This window comes from Burkholderia sp. BCC1047, from assembly GCF_902833155.1.
In the GTDB taxonomy this organism is placed as follows: domain Bacteria; phylum Pseudomonadota; class Gammaproteobacteria; order Burkholderiales; family Burkholderiaceae; genus Burkholderia; species Burkholderia sola.
Map to the genome: position 1 here is coordinate 1 of NZ_CADFEH010000040.1, position 14,167 is coordinate 14,167.

The 14,167-nt window shown below is 68.3% G+C and carries 9 protein-coding genes and 1 pseudogene; 6 read left to right on the forward strand and 4 right to left on the reverse strand.

Annotated features, from left to right (window positions below; genetic code table 11):
- Window positions 1-114 (forward strand): annotated as a pseudogene (locus HWX55_RS30395) (IS481 family transposase); the annotation flags it as partial.
- A gap of 501 nt (window positions 115-615) precedes the next feature.
- Window positions 616-2,817: a glycoside hydrolase family 3 C-terminal domain-containing protein gene (locus HWX55_RS30400; protein WP_050010853.1), complete on the forward strand. Its 2,202-nt coding sequence runs from the start codon at window positions 616-618 to the stop codon at window positions 2,815-2,817.
- Between the two features lie 81 nt (window positions 2,818-2,898).
- Here the strand turns inward: HWX55_RS30400 and HWX55_RS36375 are convergent, their stop codons facing one another.
- Together HWX55_RS36375 and HWX55_RS30405 are read right to left on the reverse strand one after the other, a co-directional pair.
- Entirely contained in the window at window positions 2,899-3,021 is a 123-nt protein-coding gene (locus tag HWX55_RS36375) for a hypothetical protein (RefSeq protein ID WP_256121801.1), read from the reverse strand.
- Window positions 3,021-3,599 carry a DUF4865 family protein gene (locus HWX55_RS30405; RefSeq protein WP_175978392.1) on the reverse strand — a complete coding sequence of 193 codons (579 nt, stop codon included), beginning with the start codon at window positions 3,597-3,599 and terminating at the stop codon, window positions 3,021-3,023. Before HWX55_RS30405 ends, HWX55_RS36375 begins: the two co-directional genes overlap by 1 nt.
- 130 nt (window positions 3,600-3,729) lie before the next feature.
- Here HWX55_RS30405 and HWX55_RS30410 point away from each other — a divergent pair, with 130 nt between their 5' ends.
- Entirely contained in the window at window positions 3,730-4,587 is an 858-nt protein-coding gene (locus HWX55_RS30410) for a LysR family transcriptional regulator (protein WP_175978393.1), read from the forward strand.
- Window positions 4,588-4,750: 163 nt separating this feature from the next.
- Window positions 4,751-5,338, forward strand: coding sequence for a YigZ family protein (locus tag HWX55_RS30415; RefSeq protein ID WP_175978394.1), 588 nt, complete (start codon window positions 4,751-4,753; stop codon window positions 5,336-5,338).
- Window positions 5,339-5,480: 142 nt separating this feature from the next.
- Here the strand turns inward: HWX55_RS30415 and ppk2 are convergent, their stop codons facing one another.
- Together ppk2 and ggt are read right to left on the reverse strand one after the other, a co-directional pair.
- A complete protein-coding gene (ppk2, locus tag HWX55_RS30420; RefSeq protein WP_175978395.1) occupies window positions 5,481-6,431 on the reverse strand; it encodes a polyphosphate kinase 2 in 951 nt (316 codons plus the stop codon).
- 289 nt (window positions 6,432-6,720) lie between these two features.
- Window positions 6,721-8,442: a gamma-glutamyltransferase gene (gene ggt, locus HWX55_RS30425; RefSeq protein WP_175978396.1), complete on the reverse strand. Its 1,722-nt coding sequence runs from the start codon at window positions 8,440-8,442 to the stop codon at window positions 6,721-6,723.
- Window positions 8,443-8,841: 399 nt separating this feature from the next.
- Here ggt and HWX55_RS30430 point away from each other — a divergent pair, with 399 nt between their 5' ends.
- Together HWX55_RS30430 and HWX55_RS30435 are read left to right on the forward strand one after the other, a co-directional pair.
- Entirely contained in the window at window positions 8,842-9,366 is a 525-nt protein-coding gene (locus tag HWX55_RS30430) for a metal-dependent hydrolase (RefSeq protein ID WP_089489288.1), read from the forward strand.
- Between the two features lie 279 nt (window positions 9,367-9,645).
- Window positions 9,646-14,157 carry a DEAD/DEAH box helicase gene (locus HWX55_RS30435; RefSeq protein WP_175978397.1) on the forward strand — a complete coding sequence of 1,504 codons (4,512 nt, stop codon included), beginning with the start codon at window positions 9,646-9,648 and terminating at the stop codon, window positions 14,155-14,157.
- The last annotated feature ends 10 nt before the right edge of the window (window positions 14,158-14,167 follow it).

A 14,167-nucleotide genomic window follows, 5' to 3' on the forward strand; every position in this document is an offset into this window, starting at 1 on the left:
GCGAGTTGGCAGCATCACTACAACTGGCATCGAGCTCATAGCGCCATCGGCGGCATTGCGCCGATGGCGAGACTTCCTGCGTCGAGAAACAACCTCTTGACGCTTCACAGCTAGCCCACTGTCGGTGCTGCGCCGGTTTCCGCACGGGGCGACCGGCATCCGATGCTGTTCCGTTAGATGCGCGCGCAACGAACCATATCGCACGGGCATACACGCCCCGACCTTCCGCCCCTCCGAGCGCCCCATGCGCAGGCAATTCTTACTCTGCCGCGCAGGCCCGATCGGGAACGATGACCGCCTTTCCGCCCCGCCGCGCGCCCCTACGAAATAAAGATCACACGTATCGGTAGAAACACCGATGCTGTAGTCAAACTACATTCGTACGATTAGTCGCTGCAGAGAATCGCTACATCCGATTCGGCAGTGTCGGACGGTCCGCGTCGCCGTCCGCGTTGCTCGATCGAGCCCAACCGGCCGTAACGATTCCCCGCCTGGCTGGCATGCCGACGCGCAACCACCCTGCATCGCCAGCCGAATGCGTCCGGTGCGAATCCGCCGGACGTACGCAGCTCCGGACATCATTCCAACAACCGGCAATACGATCAGGAGAGCAACATGCGGGACACACTCTGGCCGGCCGTCGTGCTGGCAGCGACCCTCTGCACCACCGCCTACGCCGGCGACGCCGATTTCAATGCGCAGGCTGACGCGACCGACACGTTCGCGTCAGCCGCCGCGCAACGGCGCGCCGACCTGCTCGTGCGCAAGATGACGCTCGACGAAAAACTACAATTCATTCATTCGCAATACGAAATGTCTAAGGTGCCGGGCGGCGGCGCCGGCTACATCCAGGGCGTGCCGCGGCTCGGCATTCCCGATCTCAACATGGTCGATTCGGCGACCGGCTCCGGCAGCACGTCGCAGGCCAGCACGACGTTCCCGGCCACGATCGCGGTCGCCGCGAGCTGGGATCGGCGGCTGTCGTACGACTTCGGCAAGCAGGTCGCGATCCAGTTGCGCGCGCAAGGATTCGGCATGGGCCTCGCCGGCGGCACCAACCTCGCGCGCGAGCCGCGCGGCGGCCGCCTGTTCGAGTATCTCGGCGAGGATCCGCTGCTCGCCGGGGACCTGCTCGCCGAACGCACGCTCGCCACGCAGCGGCAAAAAGTCATCGCCACGATCAAGCACTACGCGGGCAACGAGCAGGAGCACGGCCGGATGGGCGGCAATACGCAGATCGACGAGCGCACGCTGCGCGAGCTGTACCTGCTGCCGTTCGAGATCGCCGCGAAGCGCGGCCGACCCGGCAGCGTGATGTGCAGCTACAACCGCCTGAACGGCACCTATGCGTGCGAGAACCCTCACCTGCTGAACGATGTGCTGAAGAACGAATGGGGCTTCCAGGGCCAGGTGCAGTCCGACTGGGGCGCCACGCACAGCACCGCCGCCGCGATCAACGCCGGCCTGGACGAGGAAGAAGACGTCGGGCCGAGCGTGTACCTGACGCCGGCGGCCGTCAAGCAGGCGATCGCAAACGGCTCGGTGTCGACCGCGCGCCTCGACGACATGGTGCGCCGCAAGCTCGCGGTGATGATCCGTGTCGGCGTGATGGACGATCCGGCCCAGGGCGGCGGCACGATCGATTTCGCGGCCGGCAACCGGTTCGCGCAGGCGGCCGCCGAGCAGTCGATCGTTCTGCTGAAGAACGACGGCAACCAGTTGCCACTGGTCGCGTCGGCGCTGTCGCGTATCGCCGTGATCGGCGGCCATGCGGATGCGGCCGTGCTGTCCGGCGGCGGCTCGGGCAACACGCGCGACCCGGTATCGGGTTCGTTCGCCGGCTGCGGCGGCCTGACGTTCGGGTCGTCGACCGGGTGCAGCTGGTGGCGCAATCCGTGGCTCAAGGTCGACGTGCCGATCGTCGCGGCGATCCGCGCGCTGGCGCCGGCCGCCCAGGTCACGTATGCAGGCAACAGCGACCAGCAGTCGCCGTTCCGCGCATACACGCAGCAGGAAATCGATCAGGCCGCGGCGCTCGCGGGCCGCTCGGATGTCGCGATCGTCGTGGTCGCGCAGCCGGCCGGCGAGGATTTCGGCGATCTGCAGAGCCTGAGCCTCGCGAACCCGTCGAACCAGGATGCGCTCGTCGAAGCCGTCGCGCGCGCGAATCCGCATACGATCGTCGTCGTCCAGAGCGGCAACCCGGTGCTGATGCCGTGGAAGGACAACGTGTCGGCCATCGTCGAGGCGTGGTATCCGGGCGAAGCCGGCGGCAAGGCGATCGCGAACGTGCTGTTCGGCGCGGTCAATCCGTCGGGCAAGCTGCCCGTGACGTTCCCGGCGCGCGATCAGGACTCGCCGACGTGGGGGCAAAACGGCACGTTCGACCCCGACCCGGTGTACGCGGAAAAGCTGAACATGGGTTACCGCTGGTATGACGCGCGCAACATCAAGCCGATGTTCGAGTTCGGCTACGGCCTGTCGTATACGCACTTCGCGTATTCAGGCCTGTCGGTGTCGAAGCAATGGGACGGCTCGCTGAGCGTCGCGTTCACCGTGCGCAACGACGGGCGCGTGGCCGGCGCGGAAGTACCGCAGGTTTATCTCGGCGTACCGTACAAGGACGAGCCGCCGAAGCGGCTGGTCGGCTGGGAAAAGATCCGGCTGAATCCGGGCGAGGCGCGGCGTGTGCGCGTGACCGTGTCGCCACGGATGCAGAGCGTGTGGGATACGTCGCGCAACGGCTGGAAGGTCGTGCCGGGCGGGACCGTGTATGTCGGCGCGTCGTCACGCGATATCCGCTTGCAGGGCCACTGAGCAAGCGAGAATGAAGCGACCCGGGGCGCCGTGCATCGCATGCGCGGCGCCCCTTCTGAACCACCACTGCGCTGAAGCGCCTTATCTGAACAGCAGCGCCAGCATCGTCGCAAGCGCCGCAATCGCGGCGATGCCCGCCACCACACCCGCCAGATGCGCGGCTACCACCACACCGGCCGGCAATCGCGACACGATGCCGGCCATCACGCGCCGCCCGCTTCCAGCGTGTCGAGCAGCGGCCTCGCCAGATGCAGGACCTGGTACACCGTGCCCGCACCGCCGTCGTCCGGTTCGTGTTCCGTCACGAGCGCACGCGTCAGCCGCCAGCGCAGCGGATCGAGGCTGACGGCCGCCGCGACCACGCCCTGCCGTGCCGCCGCTTCGCGATTGCGTTCGATCTCCCGCGCCAGTGCCGCATCGAGGTCGGCATCCGCCGGAATCTCGATCGCTTCCAGACGCGCGAAACGTCCCGTCGACGCACTGCCCTTGCGCGCGTCCAGCGCCACCTGCGTGTCGATCGGCGCGCGGCCGAAGCTGTCCGTCACGACCCGATAGCGGCCGTCCGTCACGAACCGCGCGAACGCCTGTTCGTTGCGCCACAGGTAAAACGACGCGTAGCCGTTTTCCGCCGCGCCGTGGCGGCCTGCCTCGCGCAGCAGGAATCCCTTGAACAGCAGGTCCGGCGTGTCGTCCCACGGGCGGCCGCGCTCGCGCACACGCTGGCGGATGATGTCGAGGTCGTAGTCCGCCGGCAGGCGGTGCACGTAGTACGCGGTCAGCATGATCGACTCCTGGCGAAAGAAACGGACGGCATTCCGGACGGCATGAGCGCAGCGTAGAAGACCTTGAATCATTTGAAAAGACGATGTCAGAATATTTCAATGATTCGATTCTGAAATGACCGAGGGTGCGATGAAAACGCTCGACATCGAAGCCGTGCAGGCATTCGTGCTGACCGCCGATCTCAAGAGCTTCACGCGGGCGGCGGAGGCGCTGGACACCACGCAGTCGGCGGTGAGCCTGAAGATCAAGCGGCTGGAAGACGGGCTCGGCCGCCGCCTGCTGGAACGCACGCCGCGGCAGGTTCGGCTGTCGGCCGACGGCACCGCGTTCCTGGAGCCGGCGCGCGAACTGGTGGCTGCTCACCATGGCGCAATCAGCGCGTTCGGCACGAGCCGGCGGCGGCTGGTGATCGGCGTCAGCCACCATGTCGTCGGCGCCGATCTCCCGATGCTGCTGCGGCGGATGAGCGAGGCCGAGCCGGCGCTGGTGCTGGAGATCCGCGTCGCCGCGTCGCGCGACGTGCTGGACGCATTCGATCGCGGCCAGCTCGATGCGGCCGTCGCGCTGCAGCACGACAGCCGGCGGCTCGACGGCGAAACCATTCTGTCGGAGTCGTTCGGCTGGATGGCTGCGGCCGATTTCGAATACCATCCGCCGCAACCGCTGCGGCTCGCCACGCAGGCCGAGCCGTGCAGCGTGCGCCGCATGGCGGTCGGCGCGCTGGACGAAGCCGGTGTCGCGTGGACGGAAGTCTTCGTCGGCGGCGGCGTGGCGACGATCGGTGCGGCGGTGTCCGCGGGCTTGGCCGTCGCGGCGCTCGGGCGTCGGGTGGCGCCCGCCGGCACCGTCGACGTGGGGATGCGCTACGGACTGCCGCCGCTGCCGACGCGCGACGTGGTGCTCTACTCGAGCCTGACCGATGCGCGCGCCCGGCAGGCGCTGCGCACGCTGGGCGCCGCGCTACGGTCGTCGGTCGGTGTGCGTTGATGCCGTGCGCAGCGGCATCGAAATGCTTCGACACGCGCCACGGTAAAATTCCGTCTTTGCCCCGCGCTCATGCAGACGATATCCATTCGTCCACGGGCTCCCGTCAAACGCATCGACCAGCTATCATCGCCTTGATTTCCCTACACTTTCCGCGTCGCGACGCATGAGTTACTCGCTCGCCGCCTCCACCATCCGCGAACTCGAAATCCGCAAGAGCCGTTTCATCGCGTACGCGGTTCCGGTCGAGGACCGCGATGCCGCGATGCAGGTCCTGCAACGCCTGCGCGACGAGCACCCGGCGGCCACCCACGTGTGCTGGGCGTTGCTGGCGGGCGGCCAGTCCGGTATGTCGGACGACGGCGAGCCGTCGGGCACCGCGGGCCGGCCGATCCTCGAAGTGCTGCGCCATCACGGTCTCGACGGCGTGCTCGGCGCGGTCGTGCGTTACTACGGCGGCGTGAAGCTCGGCGCGGGCGGGCTGGTGCGTGCGTATACGGATGCGATCGCATCGGCGCTGCTCGATGCCGAGCGCGTCGAGCGCATTCGGCGCACGCGGCTCGCGGTCGAGGTCGGCTACCCGGAAGAGGCGCGCGTGCGCCGCTGGATCGAACAAGCCGGCTATGAACTGGTGGACAGCGCGTACGGGATGACGGTGAAGCTCGTGATCAAGCTGCCCGAAACCGCCGAAGCCGCGGCAAGAGCCGAACTGTTCGATCTGACGCAGGGGCGCTCGGGATTTCCTGATCTTTGAGCCGTTGCGGCGACAGCCCGCGCGGCGCACGCGTACGCATGCACTGCATGCATTCGAATCGCCCACCCTCCGCCAGACCTCAAAAAAACGCGCCGCATACCGCGGCGCACTTCGTCGCATTGCGATCGACCGGGCGAATCGCTCAATAAACGTCCGGCACGATCATGTTGTCCGGCACCGGCCGGCGAATGTAATCCTCGTGATGCTCGCGCTGCGGCAGGTCGATCGTCGGGCGCGGCACCTCGTGATACGGCACCTGGCCCAGCAAATGGTGAATGCAGTTCAGCCGCGCGCGCTTCTTGTCGACGGCCTGCACGACCCACCACGGCGCCTCGGGAATATGCGTGCGCTGCAGCATCTCTTCCTTCGCGGCCGTATACGCCTCCCAGCGGCGGCGGCTTTCGAGGTCCATCGGGCTCAGCTTCCACTGCTTCAGCGGATCCGCGATCCGGCTCTGAAAGCGCAGCTCCTGCTCGTGGTCGGTGATCGAGAACCAGTACTTGACGATCTGGATCCCGCTGCGCACGAGCGTCTTCTCGAACTCGGGCACCGACCGGAAAAATTCCTCGTACTCGTCGTCGGTACAGAAATTCATCACGCGCTCGACGCCCGCACGGTTGTACCAGCTGCGGTCGAACAGCACGATCTCGCCGCCGGCCGGCAGATGCGCGACATAGCGCTGGAAGTACCATTGCGTGCGCTCGCGGTTGTTCGGCGCCGGCAGCGCGGCAACCCGGCACACGCGCGGGTTCAGGCGCTGCGTGATGCGCTTGATCGCACCGCCCTTGCCGGCTGCGTCGCGCCCCTCGAAAATGACGACGAGCCGGTGTCCGGTATTCACGACCCAGTCCTGCAGCTTCACGAGCTCGCCCTGCAGCCGGAACAGTTCGCGGAAATATTCCTTGCGCGCCTCGCGACGCTCGGGCGAGAACAGCAGGTCCTCGCCGTCGTCGAAGCGGCGGTCGTCGAGCTCCATCTCGAGCTCTTCGTCGTAGGCGTCGACGAGATCCTCCTCGAAACGGCGCTGGCGCGCTTCCATCGGGTCCGTATCGGTTCGGTTGTCGGTCTCGGTGCGGGTATCGTTGTCGCCCATGGGGCCTCCTTCCATCATTGACGCAGCCAAACTCGTCCATTATCCCAGCGTCGCGCGTCAAATTCATGAAAACGGGCGGCCACGCCCGTCGGAAGCGAAATGAGCGGGCCGGCGTCGGGCACGGCTGCCTCGAGGATGCGCCCGAAGCCATTGCCGCGCGGATCGCGGGCTTCATCCGAACGACCGGCTGAAAGAATTCGGCAGCCGGGTCGAAACACCGGCTGCCGAACGGCGCGCGCGGCCGCTGTCGCCGCGCACGCATTGCTTCACGTCAACGTCAACGTCAACGTCAACGAATGACCCGCGTCACGCCCCGCCCGCGCGGATCGGCCATCGCTTCCGGCGTCTTCCCGTCGATCTTGATGACCTGGATGTCGCCGCTGAAATCCTGCCCCTTCAGCGTATAGCCGCGCGCCTCGATCTGCTTCGCGAGTTCGCCTTCGATTGGGTGGTACGGCTCCCAGAAGATCGTGTTCGGCGGCAGCAGCTGGTGATGGAAACGCATCGCACCGACCGCTTCCTTCAGCGGCATCTTGAAGTCGTAGATGTTGTTGATCACCTGGAAGATCGACGTGAAGATGCGCGAGCCGCCCGGCGTGCCGATCACCAGCGACACCTTGCCGTCCTTCGTCATGATCGTCGGCGACATCGACGACAGCGGGCGCTTCTTCGGTTCGATCGCGTTCGCGTCGCTGCCGACCACCCCGAACATGTTTGCGACGCCCGGCTTCGCGGAGAAGTCGTCCATCTCGTCGTTCAGCACGATGCCCGTGCCGTCGGCGATCACGCCCGAGCCGAAATAGCCGTTGACCGTGTACGTGTTCGATACCGCGTTGCCCCACTTGTCGACCACCGAGAAGTGCGTCGTTTCGGCCTTCTCCGGCATCGTCGTGCCGAGACCCGGCTGCACGCTCTTCGTGTCCGACGGCTCCTTCGGGTTGACCTCGGCCGCGCGCTTCGCGATGTACGCGTCGTCGGTCAGCTGCGCGATCGGCACCTTGTAGAAGTCGGGATCGCCGAGATACTGCGCGCGATCGGCGAACACGCGCTTCTCGATTTCCGCGACGAGGTGGATGTACTGCGGCGAGTTGAGCTTCACGCCCTCGAAGTCCTGCTTGAGGTCGGCCTTCATCTTCAGCAACTGCACGAGGCCGATGCCGCCGGAGCTCGGCGGCGGCGCAGTGATCACGTCATAGCCGTTCCACTTCGCCTGCACCGGCTGACGCCACACCGCGCGGTACTGCGCGAGATCTTCGGTCGTGATCAGCCCGTTGCCGTCGCCGGTCTTCATCGACGCGGCGATCAGCTCGGCCGTCTTGCCCTTGTAGAAGCCCTCCGCGCCGCCGTTCGCGATGCGCGTCAGCACGTCGGCGAGATCGGGCTGCTTGAAGTTCGCGCCGGCCTTCAGCCCGGAAAAATACTTGTCGAAGTTGGTCTTGCCGCCAAACTCCTTCGATGCGTCGACGCCGCGCTGCGCGAGCTGTTCGTCGACGACGAAGCCGTCGCGCGCGTAGTGGATCGCCGGCGCGAGTACCTGCTTCCATTTCAGCTTGCCGAAGCGCTTCTGAGCCTCCCACATGCCCGCGACGGTGCCCGGCACGCCGACCGCGCGCGGGCCGTACAGGCTCATGCCCTTGACGACGTTGCCGTCCTTGTCGAGGTACATGTCCTTCGTCGCGGCGAGCGGCGCGCGCTCGCGGTAATCGATGAAGTACGGCTTGCCGTCCTTGTAGATCGTCATGAAACCGCCGCCGCCGATGTTGCCGGCTTCCGGGTACGTGACGGCCAGCGTGAACGCGATCGCGACGGCTGCATCGATCGCGTTGCCGCCTTCCTTGAAGATCCGCTCCGCGGCATCCGCGCTGTACTTGTCGGCCACCGCCACCGCCGAGCTCGTCAGGACCGCGGGCTGCGGCCCCTTCGCGTAGGCGGGCGCGTTCGGCAGGAAACCGATGCCGGCCACCGTCGCCAGCACGGCGGCGGATGATTTGAAGCGATTCAGCGTAGTCATTGCATGTCCCCCATGTGGATCTCCTTCAGGCACGACAAGCACCTGATCCGTGGATGGCCGCTGGCGCGCCGACGGCCATATGCCGGCTTCGTAGTATAGGGGCACAAAAAGGGTCGAACACGCGGCGCGCGACGAAAGCGTGCCGCATGTGTGCGGCCGGTCACGTTGCGGCGCCGCGACACACAGGTGGAGCGTTCGACACCGCCTGCGGCGCGCGCCGTCGCGCAATGCACAAAACCGAAAGTTGCGAACCGCGCGACATGCCGTGCATTGCGCGCAAAAAAAATCTGCAAACGCGCCCCGCGCGGCTCACGCCGATCTGCGAAGATAGCGCCCCGCTTGCGCGCCGCATCATCGTTTCGTGCACGCGCCGCTTCACGTTTCTTCGTCTCGCTCCCTATGGCATCACACAATGCGCATCACGCGTCCGGCTTCGCGGCCGGCGTCGCCGCCGCCGTCCTCGTCGCGCAAACCGGCGCAACCGGCCCGTGGCATTCGGGCATGCTCGCCGCGTTCGCGGCGGGCGTCGCGGGCGGCACCGCGCCCGACTGGCTCGAAGTCGCCTGGTGGAGCCGCAAGCGCCGCCTGTGGATCACGCACCGCACCCTCACGCACTGGGGTATCGGCTGGGTCGCGCTGCTTGCGCTCGGCTGGCACGGGCTCACCCATCATCCGCATCCGCTGTGGGCGGCGCCGCTGTTCGGCTTCGCCTGCGGCGGCGTGATGCACCTGCTCGCCGACTGGCCCAATCCGCTCGGCGTACCGTGGATCTGGCGGCGCCATTCGCTGAACCTGTGGAACAGCGGGCATTGCGACCTGATCGTCGTGGCCGCCGCGTGGGGCGGCACGCTGTGGCTCGCACAGTCGCTGTGGTCGCGTGCGCCGTTGGTCGAACACTGGCTCGGCTGGCTGCATCGCGTCTAGGACGCGGTTCGCGCTCATCACGCACGTTCCGCTGTTCGGAAAAATTCAGGCTTGGGGCTCGGCCCAGTTGCAATTCGACACAATTCAGCGCGCGCTCGGCGTGCCGGCGGGCACGCAACTTTCCGTCCATTGAAAGCACGGCGCGGGCCCCCATCTGAATTGGAATCGTCGGCACGCATGCCCGGCACGCGCGCGCGGCGTCTGGCACACTGACGATTCGATTCGCGTGCGATCCGTCCGCACGCTCGCACCCCGCTCGCACCCTATTTCAACGCTCCGATGGACGTCACAGCTACCCGCCCTGCCGCTCGCGCGCTCGACGTGTTCCACCCGGCCGTCGCCGCGTGGTTCCGCCGCACGTTCGCCGCGCCGACCGGCGCGCAGGCGCTCGCGTGGCCGCACATCAAGGCCGGCCGCTCGACGCTCGTCGCCGCGCCGACCGGCTCGGGCAAGACCCTCACCGCGTTCCTGTGCGCGCTCGACGATCTGGTGCGCGATGCGCTCGCGCACGACGGCACGCTGCCCGACGCGACGCTGGTCGTCTACGTGTCGCCGCTGAAGGCGCTGTCGAACGACATCCACGTGAACCTCGATGCGCCGCTCGCCGGCATCGCGGAATCGCTCGCACAACTCGGCCTGCCGGTGCCCGCGATCCGCACCGCGGTGCGCACCGGCGACACGACGCAGGCCGAACGCGCCGCGCTGCGCAAGCGCGCGCCGCACATCCTCGTCACCACACCCGAATCGCTGTACGTGCTGCTGTCGTCCACGTCGGGGCGGCAAATGCTGTCGAACGTGCGCTCGGTCATCGTCGACGAAATCCATGCGCTGGCGTCGTCCAAGCGCGGCAGCCATCTCGCGCTGTCGCTCGAACGCCTCGACGCGCTGGTCGGCCGCGCGCTGCCGCGCATCGGGCTGTCGGCCACGCAAAAGCCGATCGGCGCTGTCGCGCGCTTCCTGGTCGGCGGCCCGGCGGACGCGCCGCGCGACTGCGCGATCGTCGACACGGGCCACACGCGCGAGCGCGATCTCGCGCTCGAACTGCCGAACGTGCCGCTCGAACCGGTGATGGCGACCGACGTGTGGGAACAGGTGTACGACCGCATCGCGGGGCTCGCGGCCGCGCACCGCACGACGCTGGTGTTCGTCAACACGCGCCGCACCGCCGAGCGCATGGCGCGCCATCTCGCCGACCGGCTCGGCAAGGACGCAATCGCCGCGCATCACGGCAGTCTCGCGAAGGAGCACCGCTTCGACGCCGAGCAGCGCCTGAAGCGCGGCGAACTGAAGCTGCTCGTCGCGACCGCGTCGCTCGAACTCGGCATCGACATCGGCGACGTGGATCTCGTCTGCCAGGTCGGTTCACCGCGCGGCATCGCGCCGTTCCTGCAACGCGTCGGCCGCTCGGGGCACCACGTCGGCGGCGTACCGAAGGGGCGGCTCTTTCCGCTGTCGCGCGACGAACTGGTCGAATGCGCGGCGCTGCTCGACTGCGTGCAGCGCGGCGAACTCGACGCGCTGCGGATTCCCGAAGCGCCGCTCGACGTGCTCGCGCAGCAGATCGTCGCCGAAGTCGCGTGCACGGAATGGCAGGAAGACGCGCTGTATGCAAGCTTCACGCTCGCCGCGCCGTACGCGCGGCTGACGCGCGAACGCTTCGACGAAGTGATGAAGATGCTCGCCGAAGGGTTCACGAGCCGTCTCGGCGTGCGCGGCGCGTACCTGCACCGCGACGTGGTCGGCGGCACCGTGCGCGGGCGCCGCAACGCGATGATGACCGCGACGACTTCCGGCGGCACGATCCCCGACATGGCCGACTACGCAGTGCTGCTCGAGCCGCAGGGCATCCAGGTCGGCACCGTCAACGAGGATTTCGCGATCGAGAGCCTCGCCGGCGACGTGTTCCAGCTCGGCAACCAGTCGTACCGGATCATTCGCGTGGAAACGGGCCGCGTGCGCGTGGAGGACGCGCAGGGGCAATCGCCGAGCATTCCGTTCTGGCTCGGCGAGGGGCTCGGGCGCAGCGACGAACTGTCGATGGCGGTCGGCCGGTTGCGTGCGCGGCTCGATGCGTTGTTCGCGGAAGGCGACCGGCATCCGCGGGCCGACACGGCGAAGCACGCGAACGTCACCGAGGCCGGCAAGACGACCGCCCGCGGCAAACCCCGAAAAGCGGCCGCTGACACTGACGCGCTGCCCGCCGCCTCGCCCGACAACGCGCCCGGCGGCACCGCGCTCGCCCCCACCGAAAGCCGCCTCGCGCCCGCGTTGCGCTGGCTCGTCGACGATCTGCACCTGTCACCCGATGCAGCCCGCCAGATCGCCGACTACCTCGCGCGCACCCGCGCCGCGCTCGGCGCGTTGCCGACGCAGGACACGCTCGTGATGGAGCGTTTCTTCGACGAATCGGGCGGCACGCAGCTCGTGATCCATTCGCCGTTCGGCAGCCGAATCAACCGCGCCTGGGGGCTCGCGCTGCGCAAGCGCTTCTGCCGCAACTTCAACTTTGAACTGCAGGCCGCCGCGACCGACGACGCGATCATCCTGTCGCTGTCGCTCGCGCACAGCTTCGCGCTCGACGAAGTGTGGCGCTACCTGCGTTCGGCCAGCGCCGAGCACGTGCTGACCCAGGCGCTGCTCGACGCGCCGATGTTCGGCGTGCGCTGGCGCTGGAACGCGACCACCGCGCTCGCGCTGCCGCGTTTCACCGGTGGCCGGCGCACCGCGCCGCAACTGCAGCGGATGAAGAGCGACGATCTGCTCGCGACGGTGTTCCCCGATCAGGCCGCGTGCCTCGAGAACATCGTCGGCGAACGCGAGATTCCGCATCATCCGCTCGTCGACCAGACGCTCGACGACTGCCTGCACGATGCGATGGACACCGACGGCTGGCTCGCGCTGCTGCGCCGGATCGAAAGCGGCGCAATCGAGCTCGTCGCGCGCGACTTGCCCGCGCCGTCGCCGCTCGCGGCCGAGATCCTGAACGCGAAGCCCTACGCATTCCTCGACGATGCGCCGCTCGAGGAACGCCGCACGCAGGCCGTGCAGTCGCGCCGCTGGAGCGATCCCGAATCGGCCGACGATCTCGGTGCGCTCGACGCCGACGCAATCGACGCGGTGCGTGACGAAGCGTGGCCGCTCGTGCGCGACGCGGACGAAATGCATGATGCGCTGCTCACGCTCGCGTGCGTCGCCGACAGCGAGGCGCACGCGCACGCAGGCTGGCCCGAGCGATTGGCGGAACTCGCGGAACGCCGCCGCGCGACGAAACTCGCCACGCCGGGCGGCGCCGCGCTGTGGGTGCCGGTCGAGCGGCTCGTCTGCCTGCGCGCGCTGCATGCGGACGCCCGCGCGACACCAGCGCTCAAGGTGCCGGCCGCATGCGCGCAGCCGTGGGAAGCCGATGCGGCGCTCGTCGACGTGATCCGCGCGCGGCTCACCGGCTTCGGGCCGTTGACGCTCGATGCGATCGCCGCGCCGCTCGGGCTGCCGCCCGCGTCGGTGGCGACGGCGCTCGCGGCGCTGGAGCGCGAAGGCTACGTGATGCGCGGCCGCTTCACGCCGGGCGCGACGACCGACGAATGGTGCGAACGCCACCTGCTCGCGCGCATTCATCGCTATACGGTGAAGCGGCTGCGTCGCGAGATCGAACCGGTCGAACGCGCCGACTTCATGCGCTTCCTGTTCCACTGGCAGCACCTGACGCCCGACACGCGCGGCACCGGCCGCGACGCGCTGGCAGCCGTCGTCGAACAGCTCGAAGGCTACGAGGCCGCGGCGAGCGCGTGGGAAGACGCGCTGCTGCCCGCGCGGCTCACCGACTACACAACGGGTGGCCTCGACGAGCTGTGCCGCTCGGGCAAGCTCGTGTGGACCCGCATCGGCGCGCCGGCGCGCGCGACCGGCACGCCCGTGAAGACGACGCCAATCGTGCTGCTGCCGCGCCGTCATCTTTCCGCGTGGCAGGCGCTGCGGGACCCCGATGCGCAACCGGCGCTGTCCGCGCGCGCCACGCAAGTGCGCGACGCGCTCGCCGCGCACGGCGCGATGTTCTTCGATGCGCTGCTCGACGACCTGCACATGCTGCCCGTCGAACTCGAACAGGCGCTCGGCGAACTCGTGTCGGCCGGCCTCGTGAATGCGGACAGCTACGCGGGCCTGCGCGCACTGCTGAAGCCGGCCGTCAAGCGCAGCGCGACGTATGCGCCACGCACGCGCCGCGGCGGCGCGCTGATCGGCGGGATGGACGATGCCGGCCGCTGGGCGCTCGTGCAGCGTCAGCCACCGCCGGACGACGACGCGCCCGCGCCGAAACGCAACCTCGCCACGACCGATCCCGACGCGCTCGAACATATCGTGTGGACGCTGCTGCGCCGCTACGGCGTCGTGTTCTGGCGGCTGCTCGAACGCGAAGCCGACTGGCTGCCGAGCTGGCGCGAACTCGTGCGCGTGCTGCAGCGCCTCGAAGCACGCGGCGAGATTCGCGGCGGTCGCTTCGTCGCCGGGCTCGCGGGCGAGCAGTTCGCGCTGCCGGAGGCCATCCCGATCCTGCGCGAACTGCGGCGACAACCGGGCGACGGGCAATACGTGTGCGTGACGGGCGCCGACCCATTGAACCTCGCCGGCACGCTGTTGCCCGGCGACAAGGTGCCGGCGCTGGCCGGCAATCGCGTGCTGTTCCGCGACGGCGTGCCCGTCGCCTCGCTGGTATCAGGTACGTTCCACTACGCGCCCGACCTGTCGCCCGCCGCGCGCGAGGAGGCACGCCTGCGGCTCGCGCGTTCCTGCTGACATCGGCTGA

What these genes read in the sequence shown, in the direction of transcription:
- HWX55_RS36375 (WP_256121801.1), bottom strand. Translation starts at nt 3,021, where the DNA reads ATGGCCGGCATCGTGTCGCGATTGCCGGCCGGTGTGGTGGTAGCCGCG.
- HWX55_RS30415 (WP_175978394.1), top strand. Translation starts at nt 4,751, where the DNA reads ATGAGTTACTCGCTCGCCGCCTCCACCATCCGCGAACTCGAAATCCGC.
- HWX55_RS30405 (WP_175978392.1), bottom strand. Translation starts at nt 3,599, where the DNA reads ATGCTGACCGCGTACTACGTGCACCGCCTGCCGGCGGACTACGACCTC.
- HWX55_RS30435 (WP_175978397.1), top strand. Translation starts at nt 9,646, where the DNA reads ATGGACGTCACAGCTACCCGCCCTGCCGCTCGCGCGCTCGACGTGTTC.
- ggt (WP_175978396.1), bottom strand. Translation starts at nt 8,442, where the DNA reads ATGACTACGCTGAATCGCTTCAAATCATCCGCCGCCGTGCTGGCGACG.
- HWX55_RS30410 (WP_175978393.1), top strand. Translation starts at nt 3,730, where the DNA reads ATGAAAACGCTCGACATCGAAGCCGTGCAGGCATTCGTGCTGACCGCC.
- ppk2 (WP_175978395.1), bottom strand. Translation starts at nt 6,431, where the DNA reads ATGGGCGACAACGATACCCGCACCGAGACCGACAACCGAACCGATACG.
- HWX55_RS30430 (WP_089489288.1), top strand. Translation starts at nt 8,842, where the DNA reads ATGGCATCACACAATGCGCATCACGCGTCCGGCTTCGCGGCCGGCGTC.
- HWX55_RS30400 (WP_050010853.1), top strand. Translation starts at nt 616, where the DNA reads ATGCGGGACACACTCTGGCCGGCCGTCGTGCTGGCAGCGACCCTCTGC.